The following is an 18,284-nucleotide window of genomic DNA, read 5'->3' as shown; positions in this document are numbered from 1 at the left end:
GTGAGCGCGGCTGGGCGACAACGAATAAAGCGGCGGCGCGGTCCGTTTCTGCTATGATCGGATCATGACGGCCCAGATTGCCGGACCCGCACGGAAGGGCCCGGGGCGAAGTGTCCCGGCGCGGTGGATCATTGCTGCCGTCGTCCTCATCGTTTTCCTGTGGCTGGTCCGGGTCGCCGGAGAAGTCCTGGTCGACTGGCTCTGGTTTTCCTCGGTCGGCTATGTGCAGGTGTTCTGGACCACGCTTGCCGCCGAAGCCGCGATGTTTGTCGGCGTGTTCACCGCAACCGGCATTGTGCTTTGGCTGAACGGATCGCTCGCGCGGCGTCTTGCGCGACGGCCGTCGATACCGCGTCCCACGGCCACCGGATGGCAGCCGCCGCCCGATCCGTTCGTGCTTCTCCGCGATCGGCTGCCGTGGCCCTATATAATCGCCGGCAGCGCGGCCTTGCTCGCTGCGTTTGTAGCCGCGGGAGAAGCCGGCGATTGGCCAACCCTGCTGCGGTATCTCTATTGCGTGCCTTATGGCTCGAATGATCCGCTCTACGGCAAGGACATCGGCTTCTACCTCTTCTCGTTGCCCGCCTATATCGAGATCAAGAACTGGATGATGCTCACGCTCATCCTGAGCGCGTTGTTCGCGGGAGCAATCTACTGGCTCCATGGCGATATCGAATACGGCGCCCATCATCGCTCGATGTCGGAGACAGCGATCGCCCACGGCTCGGCGCTGCTTGGTCTCTTCTTCGCGGTGAAGGCCGGGTCCTACGGGCTCGATCGCTATCTCCTGCTCTACGGCGACAATGGGGTGGTCGTCGGCGCAAGCTACACGGATATCCACGTGCAGCTTCCCGTCCTGTGGTTCCTGATCGTTGCTTCCATCGTCGCCGCGCTGGCAGCGTGGGCCAATTTGCAAATGCGAAGTTACCGTGTCCCCGCTGCCGCGATCCTGCTCGTCGCTCTCAGCTCCGTCGTGCTGTCCGGCGTCATCCCGGCGGTTTTTCGCCAATTTTTCGTCAAGCCAAGCGAGTTGCAGTTGGAGAAGCCTTACATCGAACGCAACATCGCGCTGACCCAGCAGGCCTACGATCTCGATCGAATCGTCGCCAAACCGTTCGCTGCCGAACAGACCCTGACAATCAGCACGCTGGAGGCCAACAAGGCGACGATCGACAATATTCGGCTGTGGGACTGGCTGCCTTTGTACGATACATACGCGCAGCTCCAGGAGATCCGCACCTACTACAGATTTCATGACGTTGACGTCGATCGCTACTGGCTCGACGGCTCCTATCAGAGCGTGATGCTCTCGGCCCGCGAGCTACAGCCTTCCCTGCTGCCGCCCAACGCCCAGACCTGGGTCAACCGCCATGTGCTGTTCACCCATGGCAATGGCGCGGTTATGAGCCCGGTGACGCGCAAGAGCACCGAGGGACTGCCATACTTCTATTTGCGCGACATTCCCCCCTTTGCGGACGGAGGCCCCGAGATCCGCGAACCGCGCGTCTACTATGGCGAAGAGAGCAACACGTACGTCATCGTCAAGGGCACGGTTCCGGACTTCGACTATCCGAAAGGGCAAGACAACGTCTACGCGTTTTATGAAGGCACCGGCGGCATTCCGATCGGCGGAATTTTGAAGAGAATGCTGTTCGCCCAATACTTCAGCGACGTGAACCTCCTGCTCACTGATTACGTCACGCGCGACAGCCGCATCATGATCCGTCGCAATATCCAGGAACGGGTGCGCACGATCGCTCCGTTTCTGGGACTGGATCACGATCCCTATCTGGTCATCAGCGAGGGGCGGCTGTTCTGGATCCAGGACGCTTATACAACTAGCTCATATTTTCCCTCAGCCGAGCCCGCGCAGGGTCGCGATCTCAACTACATCCGCAATTCCGTGAAGATCCTTATCGACGCCTATAACGGAACCGTCGTGTTCTATTTGGTCGACCCCAGCGATCCGATTGCGGCGACCTATCGGCGCGTCTTCCCGAGCCTGTTCAAGCCCTTTGCGGCGATGTCTGCGGACCTGAAGAAGCACATACGCTATCCGGAGGAGCTGTTCCTGATTCAAGCGCGAATCTATCAAACCTACCACATGAAAAAGGCCGAGGTTTTCTACAATCGCGAAGATCTGTGGCAATTTCCGCGCCAGCCGGGCAGCGACGGCATCGAAATGATGTCACCCTACTATATCATCATGCGGCTGCCGGGCGAGCCGCATGCCGAATTCTTTCTCATGGTTCCGATGGTGCCGAGCCGCCGCGACAATATGATCGCGTGGCTCGCCGCGCGGTGTGACGCGCCCGACTACGGTAAGCTCATCGTCTACGAATTTCCCAAAGACAAGCTCGTCTACGGTCCGTTCCAGATCGAAGCACGGATCAATCAGAACACCGAGATTTCGCAACAGATCACGCTGTGGAATCAGATGGGTTCGCGAGTGATCCGCGGCACGAACCTACTCGTGATTCCGATCGAGAACTCGATTCTCTATGTCACGCCGCTGTATTTGCGTGCGGAGTATGGACACCTGCCAGAGCTCAAGCGGGTGATCGCAGCCTATGGCGAAAAGATCGTGATGAAGGAAACGCTGCCGGAAGCTTTGTCGGCTCTATTCGCAGCCACCGGCACCGCGCCGGCTGTACCCGGCGCCGCGATGGAGATGCCACACACAAGCGCTGCGCAGGAGGCGCTCGATCGCTACAATCAGGCTATGGAGCGCCTGAAATCAGGGGATTGGGCCGGCTTCGGCTCGCAGATCGAAGCAATGCGCGGTGTCTTGGAGAAGCTAAGCCGGGAATCGAACGGCACCAAGTCTCCAGCGCGATGAATGGCGGGCGCACGCATCAGTGGACGATCGCATCTATGGCGATTAATGGACGTCCTTGGGATGAGACGTCGGCGGTGCGCGTAAGGACCAATGGCAGCTTGGCGCACCCGACACGATTCGAACCTGTGACCTTTGCCTTCGGAGTTACTCCCGTCGGACGACGCTTTGGGAGAGCAGGCTGGCTTCATACGACGAGGCTCCGAACGCGCCAAGCCCGTTGCGATCACCGCGATCTATCACTCCTCCGCGCGTGCCTGCGTCCAGATCGCGATCGGTTGCTCTAACCCGCGCATGGTCTGCGGAGCCTGGGCCATCAGGGGACGAAACACCGCTTCTGCACTGTCGAGTTCGGTCCTGGCCTGCCTGACGAGATCGTCGCTCGCCACCAGCGCGCAGTCGAGCGCGCGGGTCAAGGCTTCGAGCCGGCTTGCCGCGTTCACGGTCGAACCGATCACCGCAAATTCGAGACGGGTCATCCCGATGTCGCCGAGCACGACTGGCCCATAATGCAAGCCAAAGCTGACGCGGATCGGAACCTCGCCGGCCGTTTTGCGCTGGTTGTTCCATCGATCCGCCGCCTCCATCATCGCCTGCGCACAGCGTAGCGCGTTGATGGCGTCAGCCTTTCCGACGAACGGCGTGCCGAAGGTCGCCATCAGCCCGTCGCCGAGATATTTGTCCAGCGTGCCGCTGTGACGGAAAACCTCCTGCTCCATCAGCGCGTGGAATTCACGCAAGGTGCGCACGACCTCGTCCGGCGTGCGCGCGTCGGCAAAGGCCGTGAAGCCGACGATGTCGACGAACAGCACCGCGACGTTTTGCGTGCGCACCTGCTTCAGTGGCTCGTCATGCCGTGACAATTCCTCGACCACGTTCGGCGAGAAGTAGCGCGCGAGATTGCCGCGTTCGCGCTCCACCGCGGCATGGCGGATCAGGAGATCATTGCTGCGGCGTACCGCCACGGCGAGCGTCACCGCGACGATCATAAACACGACGATCTCCTGAATTCGCTCGCCGAACACGATCGAGTTGGGCGAGAGCAATTGCAACAGCCTGGGATCGCTGCCGATCGCCGCTGCGATGCGGGCGGTCAGCGCGGGATCGCGATCGGGCTGCCACCACACCCAGGCAACGCCGATGATCCAGAGGGCGGAGGTCCACGTTCCGACCGCGATGGCCGTGCGCCAGGAATAGGCCAGCGTCGCGCCCGACAGGAGCACGAAAAAATAGATGAAGTTGCCGAAATGGAGTTGCATCGCCGCCGGCCAGTGCCCGGAGCCCAGGGGATTCGGCCCCACGAGGACGAACGTCATCAGCGCGAGGTCGCAGAACAGCAGCGCAAGCTCCGGCCGCGACACGCCAACCCGCCCAACTCTGGCCTGAGCCCAGCCGATCAGCGCGAACAGGCCCAGCAGCGCCACATAATATAGCTGCTCCCATGCCGGGTTGATAATCGGCAACAGGCAGGCGATTACGGCGAGCGCGACATAGCGCGCCCGCACCGCCAGCTCCAGGCCCGCCTGCTTAGCCGCCGCGAGCGCGGCCTGCGCAAACTGAACGGTGTCAGTTTCGGTGTCGCGCCGACTGCGCGCGCGCAGCAACGCGGCGGGCAAGTCGAGGCGCTCGACAAGGCTGGTCACGGGCGGTCTCCTCGAGTTATGCTTCGGCACGAGCCGAACCCAGGCCGAGAAGTCTCGTCCCGATCGAAAAGCCGTGGGATCCGCAATGCTGGCCACCAAAGCTGTGGCCAACGCCGGCCCAACACGGGGGATCGCGTCCAGCCGTTTGCTCGTCGCGCTTGATCGATGCCAGGCGTTGATGCGTCTGTCGAACTCCAGGATTTGAGCCTTCAGCGCGCGCAATTGACTGCCGAGAGCAGCAAGACATGCGCGGGCCACCTCGGGGGAGCCGGTGGTCGGCTGTATCGGCGACGACTTCCAGCAGCTGCTCGACACCCCTGCGCCCGACAGGGGCGACAATCCCGAACTCGGCGAGATAGGCGCGGATTGAGTTGATCACTGCTGTCTGCTGACGGATGAAGAGGTGGCGCGCCCGGTGAAGCATCAGACAGCTCTGTTGCTCGACCGTCTTGGTCGGCACGAACCGCATGTTGGGTCTGGTGACCGCCTCGCAAATTGCCTCCGCGTCGGTGCTGTCGTTCTTGTGCCGCTTGACATAGGGCTTCACATAGGCCGGAGGCATCAATCGCACCGTATGCCCCAACGCCTGCAGTTCGCGGGACCAATGGTGCGATGACGCGCAAGCCTCGATCCCCACCAGGCAGGGCGGCAGCTTCTGGAAAAACGCCAGGATGTGCCGGCGCCTCAACTGACGGCGTAGGACCACCTGGCCGGCTGCATCAACGCCGTGCACTTGGAAGACCGACTTCGCGATATCCAGACCGTTCGTCGAAATTGATTGCATTGGCTGCTCCTCCGAATCGTAGGAGCTTCAAAAAGGCACCCACTACTTGGCACTCTCGTGCCGGTGGAGGAGCCGTCCACAGCATCACAAGCGGACGATCACCTCATGCCCTATTCGCCGACCTCGCTACTGATGACATCGCCGAACAATTCCCAACGCTCGCCCCTGAATTTCCTGAGCTGAAATTGCTTGATCGGAGCGAAGTCAGTTGCGCTGGTGTTGATCGTGACTCCGGGCAAGAGCCCTTCGAGCTGCAGACTCTTGATGCTCGCTGCCTGCTTCATGATATTCGCGCGGGTAGGATCGTCGCCGCACTTTGTGAGAACATAAACCATCGTTTGAGCAACATTGTAGCCAGTCATTATAAAGAGGTCCTCACGATTGCCCTCCGGGAAATATTTCGTAAGGAAAGCGTCAAAGTTCTTGATACCTGCGTCATCTTTCCACTGCGGGTCTGTGGGATCTTTCTGATAAGTTGCCGATATTATATTTTGTCCGTTTTCAAAACCTGCTGGCCTCATGACGGTCCCGGTAGATGTGCCAACGCTGTTGAGAATGAACAGCGGTTTCCACCCAAGCTCAGCTACTTTCTTGATTGACTGCGCCGCGAATTTCGGCGTCGTGATGCTAATGAAAATATTTGCACCCTCCGCCTTGAGTGCCACTACGTGCGAGTCAATGGTAGGTGTAGTGGTTTCATAGCTTTCTTCTCCGACAATCATCGAAGCTGCCTTAGCGCCTAGACCGTCCCGAATGCCTTTAACGTAATCTTTTCCATAGTCGTCGTTCTGATAAAGGATACCGATCTTGCCGGTCGGCCTTTCCTTCAAAATATACTTAGCGTAAATGCGACCTTCGCTCTGGTAATTGGGTTGCCAGCCCATTGTCCAAGGAAACTGTTTCGGATCGTTCCACTTCGTCGCACCGGTTGCAACAAACAGCTGAGGCACCTTCTTCTCGTTCATATACTTCTGAATCGCCGAGTTAGAGGGCGTACCGAGGGGATGGAAAATTAACAGGACTTCATCGCTTTCGACGAGTTTGCGGGCTTGCTCAACAGCCTTTGGCGGGCTGTAGGCGTCGTCGTATGAGATGAAATTAATCTTACGGCCATTGATCCCGCCCTCGGCGTTGATCTTCCTAAAGTATGCGGCCTCTGTTTTTCCCATGACGCCGTAAGCAGAGGCTGGGCCGCTATAAGGCATGATGTTGCCGATTTTGATTTCAGTATCTGTCGCACCAGCATCGTATTTCTTCTGGGCAATTGCGCCGGTGCTTATTGCTGCCAACACAATAATGGTTGCCGACAGCACCTGTAGTCGATCACGAACAGCTGGCATGATAGACCTCCCTGATCTTGTGAGCGTATCATCCTTTGGCTTGCTAGATTTTGGGCTTCGGCTTGCTAGATATTGGGGCTTCCAAAAACTATACCCGAACCGGTGCAGATGCTAACGGATTTTTGGCTGTGGACGGCAATAGCGAGCCGACTGTGTGCTTCTAATCGTCATCGCGATGATCCTATTTTTGCCATGGCGTCGCAAATCGTCGGTTCGTCTTCACGGACAAAGACCTTTCACCCAGCAATGCGGTTGAATACACGAGCGCTGTCTGCAATCGTGCCAGCCGAGACGTTATCCAGAGTTCTCGGCAACGCGGGAGCATTTGCATCCAGTCGCGTAGGTGATCCCAGCATTGATGAATTTGATGCACCCAACCGGCCTCGGAGGCGATCAGGCTCGATGTCTCCTTAGGGTCATGTGTGGACGACGCCCGCATTGCAAGAAGAATCTGACGTTCGGCTTGCGGTCGGGTGCAAGTCATGTGTCCGGCCTGTTTGCGCGGCACCATTGACCGCTGGCCCTGATGTAGTCCGCGGATCGGGTCCCAATCAATCGCACGGGCTTTGACGCGCATGACCCAGAAGCGGGTTGTCCCAATCGACGGCTCGACCGTTTCGCATCACGCCATCATCACCCTCGCAATTCGATTGTTTTGCTCCGCCGTCGCCTCACGCTCCCGTTGGCAAGCCTCTTCAGGTGGCTGCAGCGAGCTCCGGCGCTCGATAGCGTCCCCCTTTGGCCATGATCGCCCAAGCGATGCGCGCCATCTTGTTGGCAACGGCAACGGCGACGAGCTTGGCCGGCTTCTTGGTCAGCAGCCTCATGATCCAGGGATGCTTTTGCGGATGCTGGCGGGCGTGCCGAACAACGGCCGTTGCACCGATGACGAGCAACCGTCGAAGATAGCGATCTCCCTGCTTGGAGATGCGCCGCCGAGCCGCTGCTTGCCCCCCGTCGAGTGCTGCCGCGGCACGAGCCCGATCCATGCTGCAAAATCCCGACCGGACTTGAAGTTACTCGGGTCTGTGACAGTGGAAGCGATGGCCGTAGCCCCGATCACGCCTATCCCGGGCACAGTCTCGAGGCGGCAGCTCATATCGTTGGCACGATGATGGGCGTGAATGGCGCGGTCCAGCGTCCCGATCTGCAATTCCAGAGCAGCGAGTTGATCGATAATGGCCTGCAGCGCCTGTTTCATCGCAGATGCAAGAGCTTCGCGATTCATTTCGTCCGCGATGATAGCGCCCAGCTGCGCGAGGCCTTCGCGTCCCTTCTCTGCAACGAGGCCGAACTCGGTAAGGTGAGCTCGGAGCGCATTGATCAGCTGCGTGCGCTGACGGATCAAAAGATCCCGCGTTCGATGCAACATCAGTAAGGCTTGCTGATCGGTCGACTTGATCGGCACGAACCGCATCGACGGGCGTGTCACGGCCTCACAGATCGCGGCTGCGTCGGCAGCATCGTTTTTCGACCGTTTGACATAGCCCTTCACGGAGCTCGGCGGCATCAGACGCACGGTGTGACCGAGTTTGGAAACTTCACGCGCCCAATGATGAGCGGTACCGCAGGCTTCCATGCCGACCAGGCAACGAGGAATCTTGCTAAAGAAGTCGATGACCTGCTTGCGCCGCAATTGGCGGGTGATGGCGACCTTACCCGTACTATCCACTCCGTGCACTTGGAATACATTCTTGGCGAGATCAACGCCGATGGTGCTAACTTGCATGTGGATGACTCCCTCCGGTGATTCGTTGTTCAACGATCACCCTTTGGCACATTCGATGCCGGGAGCGGGCGTCGTCCACCACATCAATCGCGTTGATTTTGCCACGTCCGACATAGGCCTGGTTTACCCCCGAACTCGGAGATCCACCCATGCGGTCGGCACTTCGCATTTGGGTCAAAAGCAGTCGTTGGCGCTTTAGTCCTTGTCGAGCTCTCCGATATGGCGCTGGGCATATAGCTCAAGGCCGATCCGCGCGACGAGGTCGATCTGGGTTTCCAGAAAATCGATATGCTCTTCCTCATCGTGCATGAGTTGCTCAAACAGATCGCGTGTCACGTAGTCCTTGACCTGATGGCAATGGGTCGCGGCTTCGGCGTAGAGGGAGCGCGCCGACAATTCGGCCTGCAAGTCGCTGTCGAGCACGGCTTTCACGGTCTTCCCGATATGAAGGGATTCCAGCGTCTGCATATTGGGAGATCCATCGAGAAAGATGATGCGCTCGATGAGCTCGTCGGCATGTTGCATCTCTTCAATCGATTCCTTGCGCCACGTCTTGGCCAGCACCTCGTAGCCCCAATTGTCGAGCAGGCGGTAGTGCAGCCAGTACTGGTTCACCGCGGTGAGCTCGTGGCGCAGCGCCTTGTTGAGGTATTCGATAACGTTTTTATCGCCCTTCATGCTCCGCTCCTTTTCGCAGGTGCCACTGGGATCGATTGGTTGTGTGAGCGCCTGGACTTATTTGGCCGACACGATGGAGAGTTTAGAGCGTCAGCGCTTTCGGTTCGAGCAGTTTGGGGCATTTACCGCTCGCCGTGAGCGGCGATGCAAGGAAGGGGCGCTCGGCATTGACTGGCTCACCGTTCGACACACATGACGTGGAGGTTAATCTCTGCGCGCGACTTCAACAGCCGTAGGGAGACCTAACAGGGGAGTTTTGGCCATGATCGAGGGGATCAGCGCGGTCACTCTGTGCACCCATGAAATGCCACGAGCTGTCCGATTTTACCGAGCGCTGGGATTTGAGGTCCTGCACGGCGGCGAATGGTCGTCGTTCACTAGCTTTCGAGCAGGTACGAGCTACCTCAATCTCATCGACCAATCTGCCGAACGACGCTGGTCCTGGTGGGGTCGAGTCATCTTCTACGTCAGCGATGTTGACGCACTTTACGAACGCGCGCTCGCGGCGGGTTACCAGCCGGCGACTGTGCCCCGCGATGCCGAATGGGGTGAGCGCTTCTTCCACCTAGCTGACCCCGACGGTCACGAACTCAGTTTCGCTCGACCTTTGCTTCCGGTTTCCGTCCAATAGCGGATCGGAGTGGCCTGCCATTCCAACAGTCGCTGCGAGAGGATATTGTTCCGACAGACGCCCATCGCCCTGACGTCAGCTTCGGCTCCGGCTATGGCGCGGTCTCCCGAGCGGAGGCAAGGACAAGCTTGGCAGTATCAGCAAACAAGGGGATCTCTATTTACGCAGCCTGTTCACGGCTGGCGCGCTCGCCGTGATCCGCTATGCCAAGATCCATGGCACCGATCACCGGCCCTGGCTCACTCGATTGTTGGCCCGGCGCCCCACCAAGGTCGCGGCCATCGCACTCGCTAACAAACTTGCCTGCTCCGGTTGCTTCCGGCTGGAGCGGTTGCCGGGTGGGACTTGCACCCACTGGAAAGCGCCGCCTTTTCACGGCGCACACCCGAAGCGGACATTGGCGGCTCACAAATGGCATTTGGCCGGGGTTTGCATTCGAGCTATCATCGGTCCGATGTCGCCTTTCCGTAGTTGGAGGTCCCATGCCGCAGGCCTTGGTAGACGAGATCAGCAAATTCTTCGACGATTACAATCGCACGTTCGCTGAAAGGGACGGCGCTGCAATCTCGATGTTCTATTCTGTGCCAAGCGTTTCGATGCGAGGGGACAGGTCGACTCATTGTTTTCAGTCCCGCGAGGAGTTGGTCGCGTTTTTTCAGGAGGTGTCCGATCGTTACGAACGCGAGGGCGCCAGTGGCGCTCGCTTCCTTGACCTGACGGTGCAGCCCATCGGAGGCCGGAGTGTGCTTGCCACATTGGAGTGGCAAAATACGCGACCGGACGGCAGCGTTGTTCGGAAATGGCGGCAGTCTTATAACCTCATTCGACCGGATGATCGGTGGCAAATTTTTGTTTCCACATTTCACGTCGAGTGACGGGCAGAGCTCAGCTTTTGGATAATATGTCCGTGTTGAAAGACGGATAAGATATTCTCTGACCTTGATTTCAATAATCGTCGATGAAGAAGGCCGAAGATCGGTAGACGTGCCGTGACAGCGCGCGTCCTTGGCTAAAGCCAATTTTCTTCCTTATCAAAGCAATCGTGACGAGCAGCAGTCATGGATAAATTTGAATTTGATACCGAATTCGACATTGTTGTGGTTGGCGCGGGGTCCGCGGGATGCGTGGTGTCGGCGCGTCTTACCGAGAACCCAAACATTACGCTTTGCGTCATCGAGGCCGGCGGACGCGACCGCAATCTCTGGATCCATCTACCGGTCGGTTTCGGCAAGGTCGTCCCTGATCCCCGGATAAACTGGGGCTACGCGACCGAGCCGGAGCCCGGCCTCGGTGGCCGCAGCATCATCTGGCCTCGCGGCAAGGTCCTGGGCGGCTCAGGCTCCATCAACGGACTGGTGTTCCTGCGCGGGGCGCCCGTCGATTACGACGAATGGCAACGGCTTGGCGCAACGGGCTGGGGTTACGGGGACGTGCTGCCGTACTTCAAGCGGATGGAGCATTGCGTCGACGGCCCCGACGAGTGGCGCGGCACCGGCGGCCCGATGACGATCACACAGAGCAAGCGGCCATGCACGGTCACGAGAGCATTCATCGAAGCCTGCGAGCGTCTGCAATACCAACGTAACCCGGATTTTAACGGCGAGCGCCTCGACGGGATCGGTTTCGCGCCGCTCAACATCCACAATGGCTGGCGCCGTTCGACCGCCGCCGGTTACCTCAAGCCGAACCTCCACCGGCGCAATCTCGAACTGATGACCAAAACCCATGTGCGCCGGATTCTGTTCGAAGGCCGCCGCGCGATCGGTGTCGAAGTCGAACGTAACGACGGAACGATCCAGCGTATCGGTGCGCGGCGTGAACTGATCTTGTCCGGCGGCGCGGTCAACTCGCCGGTGCTGTTGCTTGCTTCCGGCGTCGGACCCGCCGCCGAACTTGCTGCTGAGGGGATGGACGTCAAACTCGATCTCACCGGCGTCGGCAAGAATTTGCAGGATCATTATCTGTCGAACTTCGCGTTCAAAACCCGCTCACCCGACACACTCAACGAAGCCGTGATGTCGCCGCTCAAGTCGACAAAAATGGTGTTGCAATGGCTAATCGACGGTTCCGGACAAATGGCCGTCGGTGCGACCGAGGCCATTCTGTTTGCCAAATCGAACCCATCTCAGCAAACGCCCGATCTCCAGTTCATGGTGCACAATTTCTCGTCCAACGGCCTCGTGCATGGCTTGCATCGTTGGCCCGGCTTCAGCTTCGTCTTTTGCGTTTGCCGACCCAAGAGCCGCGGCGAGATCACGTTACGCGATAGAGATGCCCGGATGCCGCCACGGATTGTGGCCAACTACCTGACCCACCCCGACGATATCAGGATCATGACGGCGGGTTTTCGCATCGCCAGCCAGATCGCGGCCACCGATCCGTTCCGTTCGCTCATCAGCGCGCCATTGCGGCCGGGATCTGAGGTGAAAAGCGACGAGCAGATCGAAGACTATGTCCGCAAGGTTGGCTCAACCGTGTTTCATCCCTGCGGCACCTGCCGAATGGGAGAGGACAACAACGCGGTGGTAGATAGCGCCTTGCGCGTACGCGGCATCGACGGCCTGCGGGTCGTGGACGCTTCCGTGATGCCGGCCATACCGTCCTCGAACATCCATCCCGCGACGATCATGGTCGCCGAGAAAGGGTCGGATATTATCGCAAGAGCTTTGGGACACTGAATCGAGCGGGAAGCATTGGGAAGCTTTCCTTCCCGTCTCAGAGAAGGGACAGTGGCACGTCCGCTATTGGCCCGAATGCGAAGTGCGGGCGGCCACTGAGACGGTCCGCTTATCGGGGTAGACCGGAAGTGACTGGCCGACCTCCCAAACGACGCTGTTGACCCGGAACGGACCTCGCGCTGCTTTCGTCTAGGTGCAGAAATCAAGATATTCGAAACTGTGTTTCGGCATGGAATAAGGACCCCGTATTCGGGGTAATCGGCATCCAATCGGGACCCCGGGACAAGGGTCCACAGTGGCTTCCATCAAGTCATGGAAGCCGAGGTTGGGATGCTGGTGGTGGAGACGATTGCGAAGATCCGTCGCGCCTATTTTGTTCATGGTCAGCCCATCAAGGCGATCTGCCGGGAGCTTGGCGTATCGCGCAAGGTGGTCCGCAAGGTCATCCGTTCGGAGGCGACGGAGTTCCGGTACGAGCGAGAGACGCAGCCGCTTCCGAAGATGGGCCCGTGGAGTGCCGAGCTTGACCGGTTGCTGGCGGCGAACGAGAGCAAGACGACGCGCGAACGGCTGACGCTGATCCGCTTGTTCGAAGAGCTTCGCGGCCTCGGATATGCCGGCGGCTACGACGCGGTTCGTCGCTATGCGCGGCGGTGGAGCCGAGAGCGTGGCGCCTCGACGACCTCAGCTTATGTGCCGTTGAGCTTTGCGCCCGGCGAAGCCTACCAGTTTGACTGGAGCCACGAAGTCGTCCTGTTGAGCGGGACCACGGTGGTGGTGAAGGCGGCGCATGTCCGGCTTTGCCACAGTCGGATGCTGTTTGTTCGGGCCTATCCGCGCGAGACGCAGGAGATGGTGTTTGACGCCCACAACCGGGCGTTCGCACTGTTCAAGGGGACTTGCCGGCGCGGCATCTACGACAACATGAAGACGGCGGTGGAGACGATCTTTGTCGGCAAAGGCCGCCTCTACAATCGGCGCTTCCTGCAGATGTGCAGCCATTATCTGGTCGATCCGGTTGCCTGCACGCCAGCGTCGGGCTGGGAGAAGGGACAGGTCGAGAACCAGGTCGGGTTGGTCCGCGAACGCTTCTTCACCCCGCGGCTGCGCTTCAAGACATTGGATGAGCTGAACGCCTGGCTGCTCGATAAATGTATCGCCTACGCCAAGGCTCATCGGCATCCAGAGTTCGCCGACCGGACTGTCTGGGAGATCTTCGAGGCCGAGCGACCCAATCTCGTGCCGTATGCAGGTCGGTTCGATGGCTTCCATGCCGTCCCGGCCTCGGTCTCCAAGACCTGTCTGGTGCGCTTCGACAACAACAAGTACTCGGTTGCGGCAAGCGCGGTCGGGCGGCCCATTGAGGTCCAGGCCTATGCTGACCGCATCGTGATCCGCCAGGACGGCCGGGTCGTTGCCGAACATCCGCGATCATTCGGTCGCGGCGAAACGGTCTACGACCCCTGGCACTATGTGCCCGTGCTGGTGCGCAAGCCCGGTGCCTTGCGTAATGGCGCTCCCTTCAAGGACTGGGTGCTGCCCGCAGCGATTGAGCGTGTACGGCGCAAGCTCGCCGGTGCCGATGATGGCAATCGACAGATGGTCGATATCCTCAATGCGGTGCTGACAGACGGATTGCCCGCGGTGGAAGCCGCCTGCGCCGAGGCGGTCGCTCATGGCGTTCATTCCGCTGATGTCGTGCTCAACATCCTGGCTCGTCAACGTGAACCTGCCCCACCGGCCAACATCATGACGCCGGCCGCCTTGACGCTTCGCTATGCGCCGATCGCCGATTGTGCCCGCTACGACAACCTCCGGAGGACAAACTGATGGAACGAACCCAAATCTTCGATCTCATGGGCGAGCTTAAGCTCTACGGTATGAAGGCCGCCTTCGACGAGATCATGGCGACCGCCGTCAAACGCCAGCACGAACCCCAGCGCATCGTCGGCGATCTGCTCTCCGCCGAGATCAACGAGAAGCAGGCCCGCTCGATCAAATACCAGCTCACCATCGCCAAGTTGCCGCTTGCCAAGGACATCGCAGACTTCCAGTTCGACGGCACGCCGATCAACCAGACGCTTGTCAATGATCTCGCCGGCGGCGGCTTCATCGCCCAGCAACGCAACGTCGTCCTGGTCGGCGGAACGGGCACCGGCAAGACCCATCTGGCCATTGCTATCGCGCGAAGCTGCATCCGATCCGGCGCCCGTGGCCGCTTCTATAACGTGGTCGACCTCGTCAACCGCCTTGAGACCGAGACCCGCAACGGGCGACAGGGCCGGCTTGCCGAGCACCTAACCCGCATGGACTTCATTGTCCTGGACGAGCTCGGATATTTGCCCTTTGCCCAGTCCGGCGGTCAGCTTCTCTTCCACCTCGTCAGCCGCCTTTATGAGCGCGCCTCCGTCCTCGTCACCACCAATCTGGCATTCGGCGAGTGGCCGAGCGTGTTCGGCGACGCCAAGATGACAACCGCGCTGCTCGATCGTTTGACTCATCACTGCGACATCGTCGAGACCGGTAACGACAGCTGGCGCTTTAAAAGCCGCGACGACGATCAAACAACCCGCGCTCGCGCCGTCTCCGCAACCCCGGCCAGCTCCGACGCCGCGAGCGCTACCATCAAGACTCGCCGATCAAAGGGGTCCCCTTTGGACGCCGATCGGGGGTCCCAGTCCAACGCCGATTGACAAGCGAGCGATGTGAGGGAGCAATGCTGAGGATCATCTTGGTTGCCTCGTTGACGATCGCCGCTGCCGGCGCGCTCGACGCGGCCATACCGCGGGACTACCCATTCTGCATCAAGGGCTGCGACTACAGCGCGGGCAATTGCGGCTTTGACACTTACGCTCAATGCCTGGCGGCAGCGTCCGGGCGCGATGCGTGATGCGCTGCCAATCCCTTTTTCGAAGCGGCGCCTTGCGCCCGGTCAGTTACAGCCGAAGGAAGTTCTGATGCGCATTCTAGCCGAAGCAAATTGCGGCGAGGTCCATATCCCAATCGGATCAGAACGCCGGCCTCAGTTTTGTGGTGACGAACACCCTCATCGTTCGAGACGTACAGCGCTCATTCGCATTCTATCGTGGCGTCAAAGGCGAGCCGAAACGCGCGTGATTATTTCCCGTCGTTCCAGATGTCGGGCCGCGAGCTTCCAGTCACTGCCTACTTTCTCCCAAACAACGACATACTTGCCCGTCACTTCCTGCGGCGTCGGCCCCTTTGTTTTCAGACTGAAGGTCCCGATTTCCCGCGCCGCAGAGGAGCCGAGCGGCTTAACGTTCACGGTCGTGACTTTCGGATCGGTGACGTGTTCTGCCATCCCTTTCCACATTGCTCCAATCGCGGCATTACCCTGCACCATTGGGGCACCGTGTGTTTCGGCATGGAATAAGGACCCCGTATTCGGGGTAATCGGCATCCAATCGGGACCCCGGGACAAGGGTCCACAGTGGCTTCCATCAAGTCATGGAAGCCGAGGTTGGGATGCTGGTGGTGGAGACGATTGCGAAGATCCGTCGCGCCTATTTTGTTCATGGTCAGCCCATCAAGGCGATCTGCCGGGAGCTTGGCGTATCGCGCAAGGTGGTCCGCAAGGTCATCCGTTCGGAGGCGACGGAGTTCCGGTACGAGCGAGAGACGCAGCCGCTTCCGAAGATGGGCCCGTGGAGTGCCGAGCTTGACCGGTTGCTGGCGGCGAACGAGAGCAAGACGACGCGCGAACGGCTGACGCTGATCCGCTTGTTCGAAGAGCTTCGCGGCCTCGGATATGCCGGCGGCTACGACGCGGTTCGTCGCTATGCGCGGCGGTGGAGCCGAGAGCGTGGCGCCTCGACGACCTCAGCTTATGTGCCGTTGAGCTTTGCGCCCGGCGAAGCCTACCAGTTTGACTGGAGCCACGAAGTCGTCCTGTTGAGCGGGACCACGGTGGTGGTGAAGGCGGCGCATGTCCGGCTTTGCCACAGTCGGATGCTGTTTGTTCGGGCCTATCCGCGCGAGACGCAGGAGATGGTGTTTGACGCCCACAACCGGGCGTTCGCACTGTTCAAGGGGACTTGCCGGCGCGGCATCTACGACAACATGAAGACGGCGGTGGAGACGATCTTTGTCGGCAAAGGCCGCCTCTACAATCGGCGCTTCCTGCAGATGTGCAGCCATTATCTGGTCGATCCGGTTGCCTGCACGCCAGCGTCGGGCTGGGAGAAGGGACAGGTCGAGAACCAGGTCGGGTTGGTCCGCGAACGCTTCTTCACCCCGCGGCTGCGCTTCAAGACATTGGATGAGCTGAACGCCTGGCTGCTCGATAAATGTATCGCCTACGCCAAGGCTCATCGGCATCCAGAGTTCGCCGACCGGACTGTCTGGGAGATCTTCGAGGCCGAGCGACCCAATCTCGTGCCGTATGCAGGTCGGTTCGATGGCTTCCATGCCGTCCCGGCCTCGGTCTCCAAGACCTGTCTGGTGCGCTTCGACAACAACAAGTACTCGGTTGCGGCAAGCGCGGTCGGGCGGCCCATTGAGGTCCAGGCCTATGCTGACCGCATCGTGATCCGCCAGGACGGCCGGGTCGTTGCCGAACATCCGCGATCATTCGGTCGCGGCGAAACGGTCTACGACCCCTGGCACTATGTGCCCGTGCTGGTGCGCAAGCCCGGTGCCTTGCGTAATGGCGCTCCCTTCAAGGACTGGGTGCTGCCCGCAGCGATTGAGCGTGTACGGCGCAAGCTCGCCGGTGCCGATGATGGCAATCGACAGATGGTCGATATCCTCAATGCGGTGCTGACAGACGGATTGCCCGCGGTGGAAGCCGCCTGCGCCGAGGCGGTCGCTCATGGCGTTCATTCCGCTGATGTCGTGCTCAACATCCTGGCTCGTCAACGTGAACCTGCCCCACCGGCCAACATCATGACGCCGGCCGCCTTGACGCTTCGCTATGCGCCGATCGCCGATTGTGCCCGCTACGACAACCTCCGGAGGACAAACTGATGGAACGAACCCAAATCTTCGATCTCATGGGCGAGCTTAAGCTCTACGGTATGAAGGCCGCCTTCGACGAGATCATGGCGACCGCCGTCAAACGCCAGCACGAACCCCAGCGCATCGTCGGCGATCTGCTCTCCGCCGAGATCAACGAGAAGCAGGCCCGCTCGATCAAATACCAGCTCACCATCGCCAAGTTGCCGCTTGCCAAGGACATCGCAGACTTCCAGTTCGACGGCACGCCGATCAACCAGACGCTTGTCAATGATCTCGCCGGCGGCGGCTTCATCGCCCAGCAACGCAACGTCGTCCTGGTCGGCGGAACGGGCACCGGCAAGACCCATCTGGCCATTGCTATCGCGCGAAGCTGCATCCGATCCGGCGCCCGTGGCCGCTTCTATAACGTGGTCGACCTCGTCAACCGCCTTGAGACCGAGACCCGCAACGGGCGACAGGGCCGGCTTGCCGAGCACCTAACCCGCATGGACTTCATTGTCCTGGACGAGCTCGGATATTTGCCCTTTGCCCAGTCCGGCGGTCAGCTTCTCTTCCACCTCGTCAGCCGCCTTTATGAGCGCGCCTCCGTCCTCGTCACCACCAATCTGGCATTCGGCGAGTGGCCGAGCGTGTTCGGCGACGCCAAGATGACAACCGCGCTGCTCGATCGTTTGACTCATCACTGCGACATCGTCGAGACCGGTAACGACAGCTGGCGCTTTAAAAGCCGCGACGACGATCAAACAACCCGCGCTCGCGCCGTCTCCGCAACCCCGGCCAGCTCCGACGCCGCGAGCGCTACCATCAAGACTCGCCGATCAAAGGGGTCCCCTTTGGACGCCGATCGGGGGTCCCAGTCCAACGCCGATTGACACTGGCCACCATTAGAGATTTTTCTAGGACGAAGACTTTGCCCGCAAAAGCACAACCCTCTTTGGATGCGAATCGCGGCGCTCGGCATTGCGATCTATCGAACGGCGTAAAATGA

The 18,284-nt window shown here is 59.9% G+C and carries 14 protein-coding genes and 2 pseudogenes; 10 read left to right on the top strand and 6 right to left on the bottom strand.

Annotated features, from left to right (window positions below):
- Nucleotides 1-64: 64 nt before the first annotated feature.
- On the top strand, nt 65-2,839 hold the full coding sequence (locus tag ACP2YO_RS06485) for a UPF0182 family protein (RefSeq protein ID WP_426440108.1): 2,775 nt from the start codon (nt 65-67) through the stop codon (nt 2,837-2,839).
- Between the two features lie 236 nt (nt 2,840-3,075).
- Here ACP2YO_RS06485 and ACP2YO_RS06480 read toward each other — a convergent pair whose 3' ends face one another.
- From ACP2YO_RS06480 to bfr, 5 genes and pseudogenes are all read right to left on the bottom strand, one after another.
- Nucleotides 3,076-4,479, bottom strand: coding sequence for an adenylate/guanylate cyclase domain-containing protein (locus tag ACP2YO_RS06480; protein WP_426443090.1), 1,404 nt, complete (start codon nt 4,477-4,479; stop codon nt 3,076-3,078).
- Nucleotides 4,480-4,800: 321 nt separating this feature from the next.
- Nucleotides 4,801-5,263 (bottom strand): annotated as a pseudogene (locus ACP2YO_RS06475) (IS110 family transposase); the annotation flags it as partial.
- Nucleotides 5,264-5,373: 110 nt separating this feature from the next.
- Nucleotides 5,374-6,603 (bottom strand): ABC transporter substrate-binding protein, encoded by a 1,230-nt coding sequence (locus tag ACP2YO_RS06470; protein ID WP_426440107.1) that lies wholly within the window; start codon nt 6,601-6,603, stop codon nt 5,374-5,376.
- Nucleotides 6,604-7,298: 695 nt separating this feature from the next.
- Nucleotides 7,299-8,332: pseudogene (locus ACP2YO_RS06465) on the bottom strand (IS110 family transposase).
- Nucleotides 8,333-8,527: 195 nt separating this feature from the next.
- Nucleotides 8,528-9,010: a bacterioferritin gene (bfr, locus tag ACP2YO_RS06460; RefSeq protein ID WP_426440106.1), complete on the bottom strand. Its 483-nt coding sequence runs from the start codon at nt 9,008-9,010 to the stop codon at nt 8,528-8,530.
- Nucleotides 9,011-9,272: 262 nt separating this feature from the next.
- Here bfr and ACP2YO_RS06455 point away from each other — a divergent pair, with 262 nt between their 5' ends.
- The 7 genes from ACP2YO_RS06455 to ACP2YO_RS06425 all read left to right on the top strand — a co-directional run bounded on the left by ACP2YO_RS06455 (nt 9,273) and on the right by ACP2YO_RS06425 (nt 15,209).
- Nucleotides 9,273-9,641 carry a VOC family protein gene (locus ACP2YO_RS06455; RefSeq protein WP_426440105.1) on the top strand — a complete coding sequence of 123 codons (369 nt, stop codon included), beginning with the start codon at nt 9,273-9,275 and terminating at the stop codon, nt 9,639-9,641.
- A gap of 136 nt (nt 9,642-9,777) precedes the next feature.
- On the top strand, nt 9,778-10,188 hold the full coding sequence (locus ACP2YO_RS06450) for a hypothetical protein (protein WP_426443089.1): 411 nt from the start codon (nt 9,778-9,780) through the stop codon (nt 10,186-10,188).
- Nucleotides 10,124-10,516 carry a nuclear transport factor 2 family protein gene (locus ACP2YO_RS06445; RefSeq protein ID WP_426440104.1) on the top strand — a complete coding sequence of 131 codons (393 nt, stop codon included), beginning with the start codon at nt 10,124-10,126 and terminating at the stop codon, nt 10,514-10,516. Before ACP2YO_RS06450 ends, ACP2YO_RS06445 begins: the two co-directional genes overlap by 65 nt.
- 183 nt (nt 10,517-10,699) lie before the next feature.
- Nucleotides 10,700-12,319: a GMC family oxidoreductase gene (locus tag ACP2YO_RS06440; protein ID WP_426440103.1), complete on the top strand. Its 1,620-nt coding sequence runs from the start codon at nt 10,700-10,702 to the stop codon at nt 12,317-12,319.
- A 330-nt stretch (nt 12,320-12,649) separates the two neighbouring features.
- A complete protein-coding gene (istA, locus tag ACP2YO_RS06435) occupies nt 12,650-14,149 on the top strand; it encodes an IS21 family transposase (RefSeq protein WP_426443088.1) in 1,500 nt (499 codons plus the stop codon).
- Nucleotides 14,149-15,012 (top strand): IS21-like element helper ATPase IstB, encoded by an 864-nt coding sequence (istB, locus tag ACP2YO_RS06430; RefSeq protein WP_426435624.1) that lies wholly within the window; start codon nt 14,149-14,151, stop codon nt 15,010-15,012. The genes istA (ACP2YO_RS06435) and istB (ACP2YO_RS06430) overlap by 1 nt, the downstream gene beginning before the upstream one ends.
- Before the next feature lie 23 nt (nt 15,013-15,035).
- Nucleotides 15,036-15,209 (top strand): DUF3551 domain-containing protein, encoded by a 174-nt coding sequence (locus ACP2YO_RS06425; protein ID WP_426440102.1) that lies wholly within the window; start codon nt 15,036-15,038, stop codon nt 15,207-15,209.
- 201 nt (nt 15,210-15,410) lie between these two features.
- On the opposite strand, the gene ACP2YO_RS06420 is transcribed toward ACP2YO_RS06425, so the two are convergent.
- On the bottom strand, nt 15,411-15,641 hold the full coding sequence (locus ACP2YO_RS06420; RefSeq protein WP_426440101.1) for a hypothetical protein: 231 nt from the start codon (nt 15,639-15,641) through the stop codon (nt 15,411-15,413).
- Between the two features lie 164 nt (nt 15,642-15,805).
- Between ACP2YO_RS06420 and istA (ACP2YO_RS06415) the strand changes: the two genes are divergently transcribed.
- Both istA (ACP2YO_RS06415) and istB (ACP2YO_RS06410) read left to right on the top strand, forming a co-directional pair.
- The gene (istA, locus tag ACP2YO_RS06415) at nt 15,806-17,305 is read left to right on the top strand and encodes an IS21 family transposase (RefSeq protein ID WP_426443088.1); all 1,500 of its coding nucleotides are present in this window, start codon (nt 15,806-15,808) and stop codon (nt 17,303-17,305) included.
- Nucleotides 17,305-18,168, top strand: coding sequence for an IS21-like element helper ATPase IstB (istB, locus tag ACP2YO_RS06410; protein ID WP_426435624.1), 864 nt, complete (start codon nt 17,305-17,307; stop codon nt 18,166-18,168). Before istA (ACP2YO_RS06415) ends, istB (ACP2YO_RS06410) begins: the two co-directional genes overlap by 1 nt.
- The last annotated feature ends 116 nt before the right edge of the window (nt 18,169-18,284 follow it).

Source organism: Bradyrhizobium genosp. P, assembly GCF_049949265.1.
In the GTDB taxonomy this organism is placed as follows: domain Bacteria; phylum Pseudomonadota; class Alphaproteobacteria; order Rhizobiales; family Xanthobacteraceae; genus Bradyrhizobium.
Note: the sequence above shows the minus strand (reverse complement) of the source record. Positions and strands in the feature narration are given on the sequence as shown.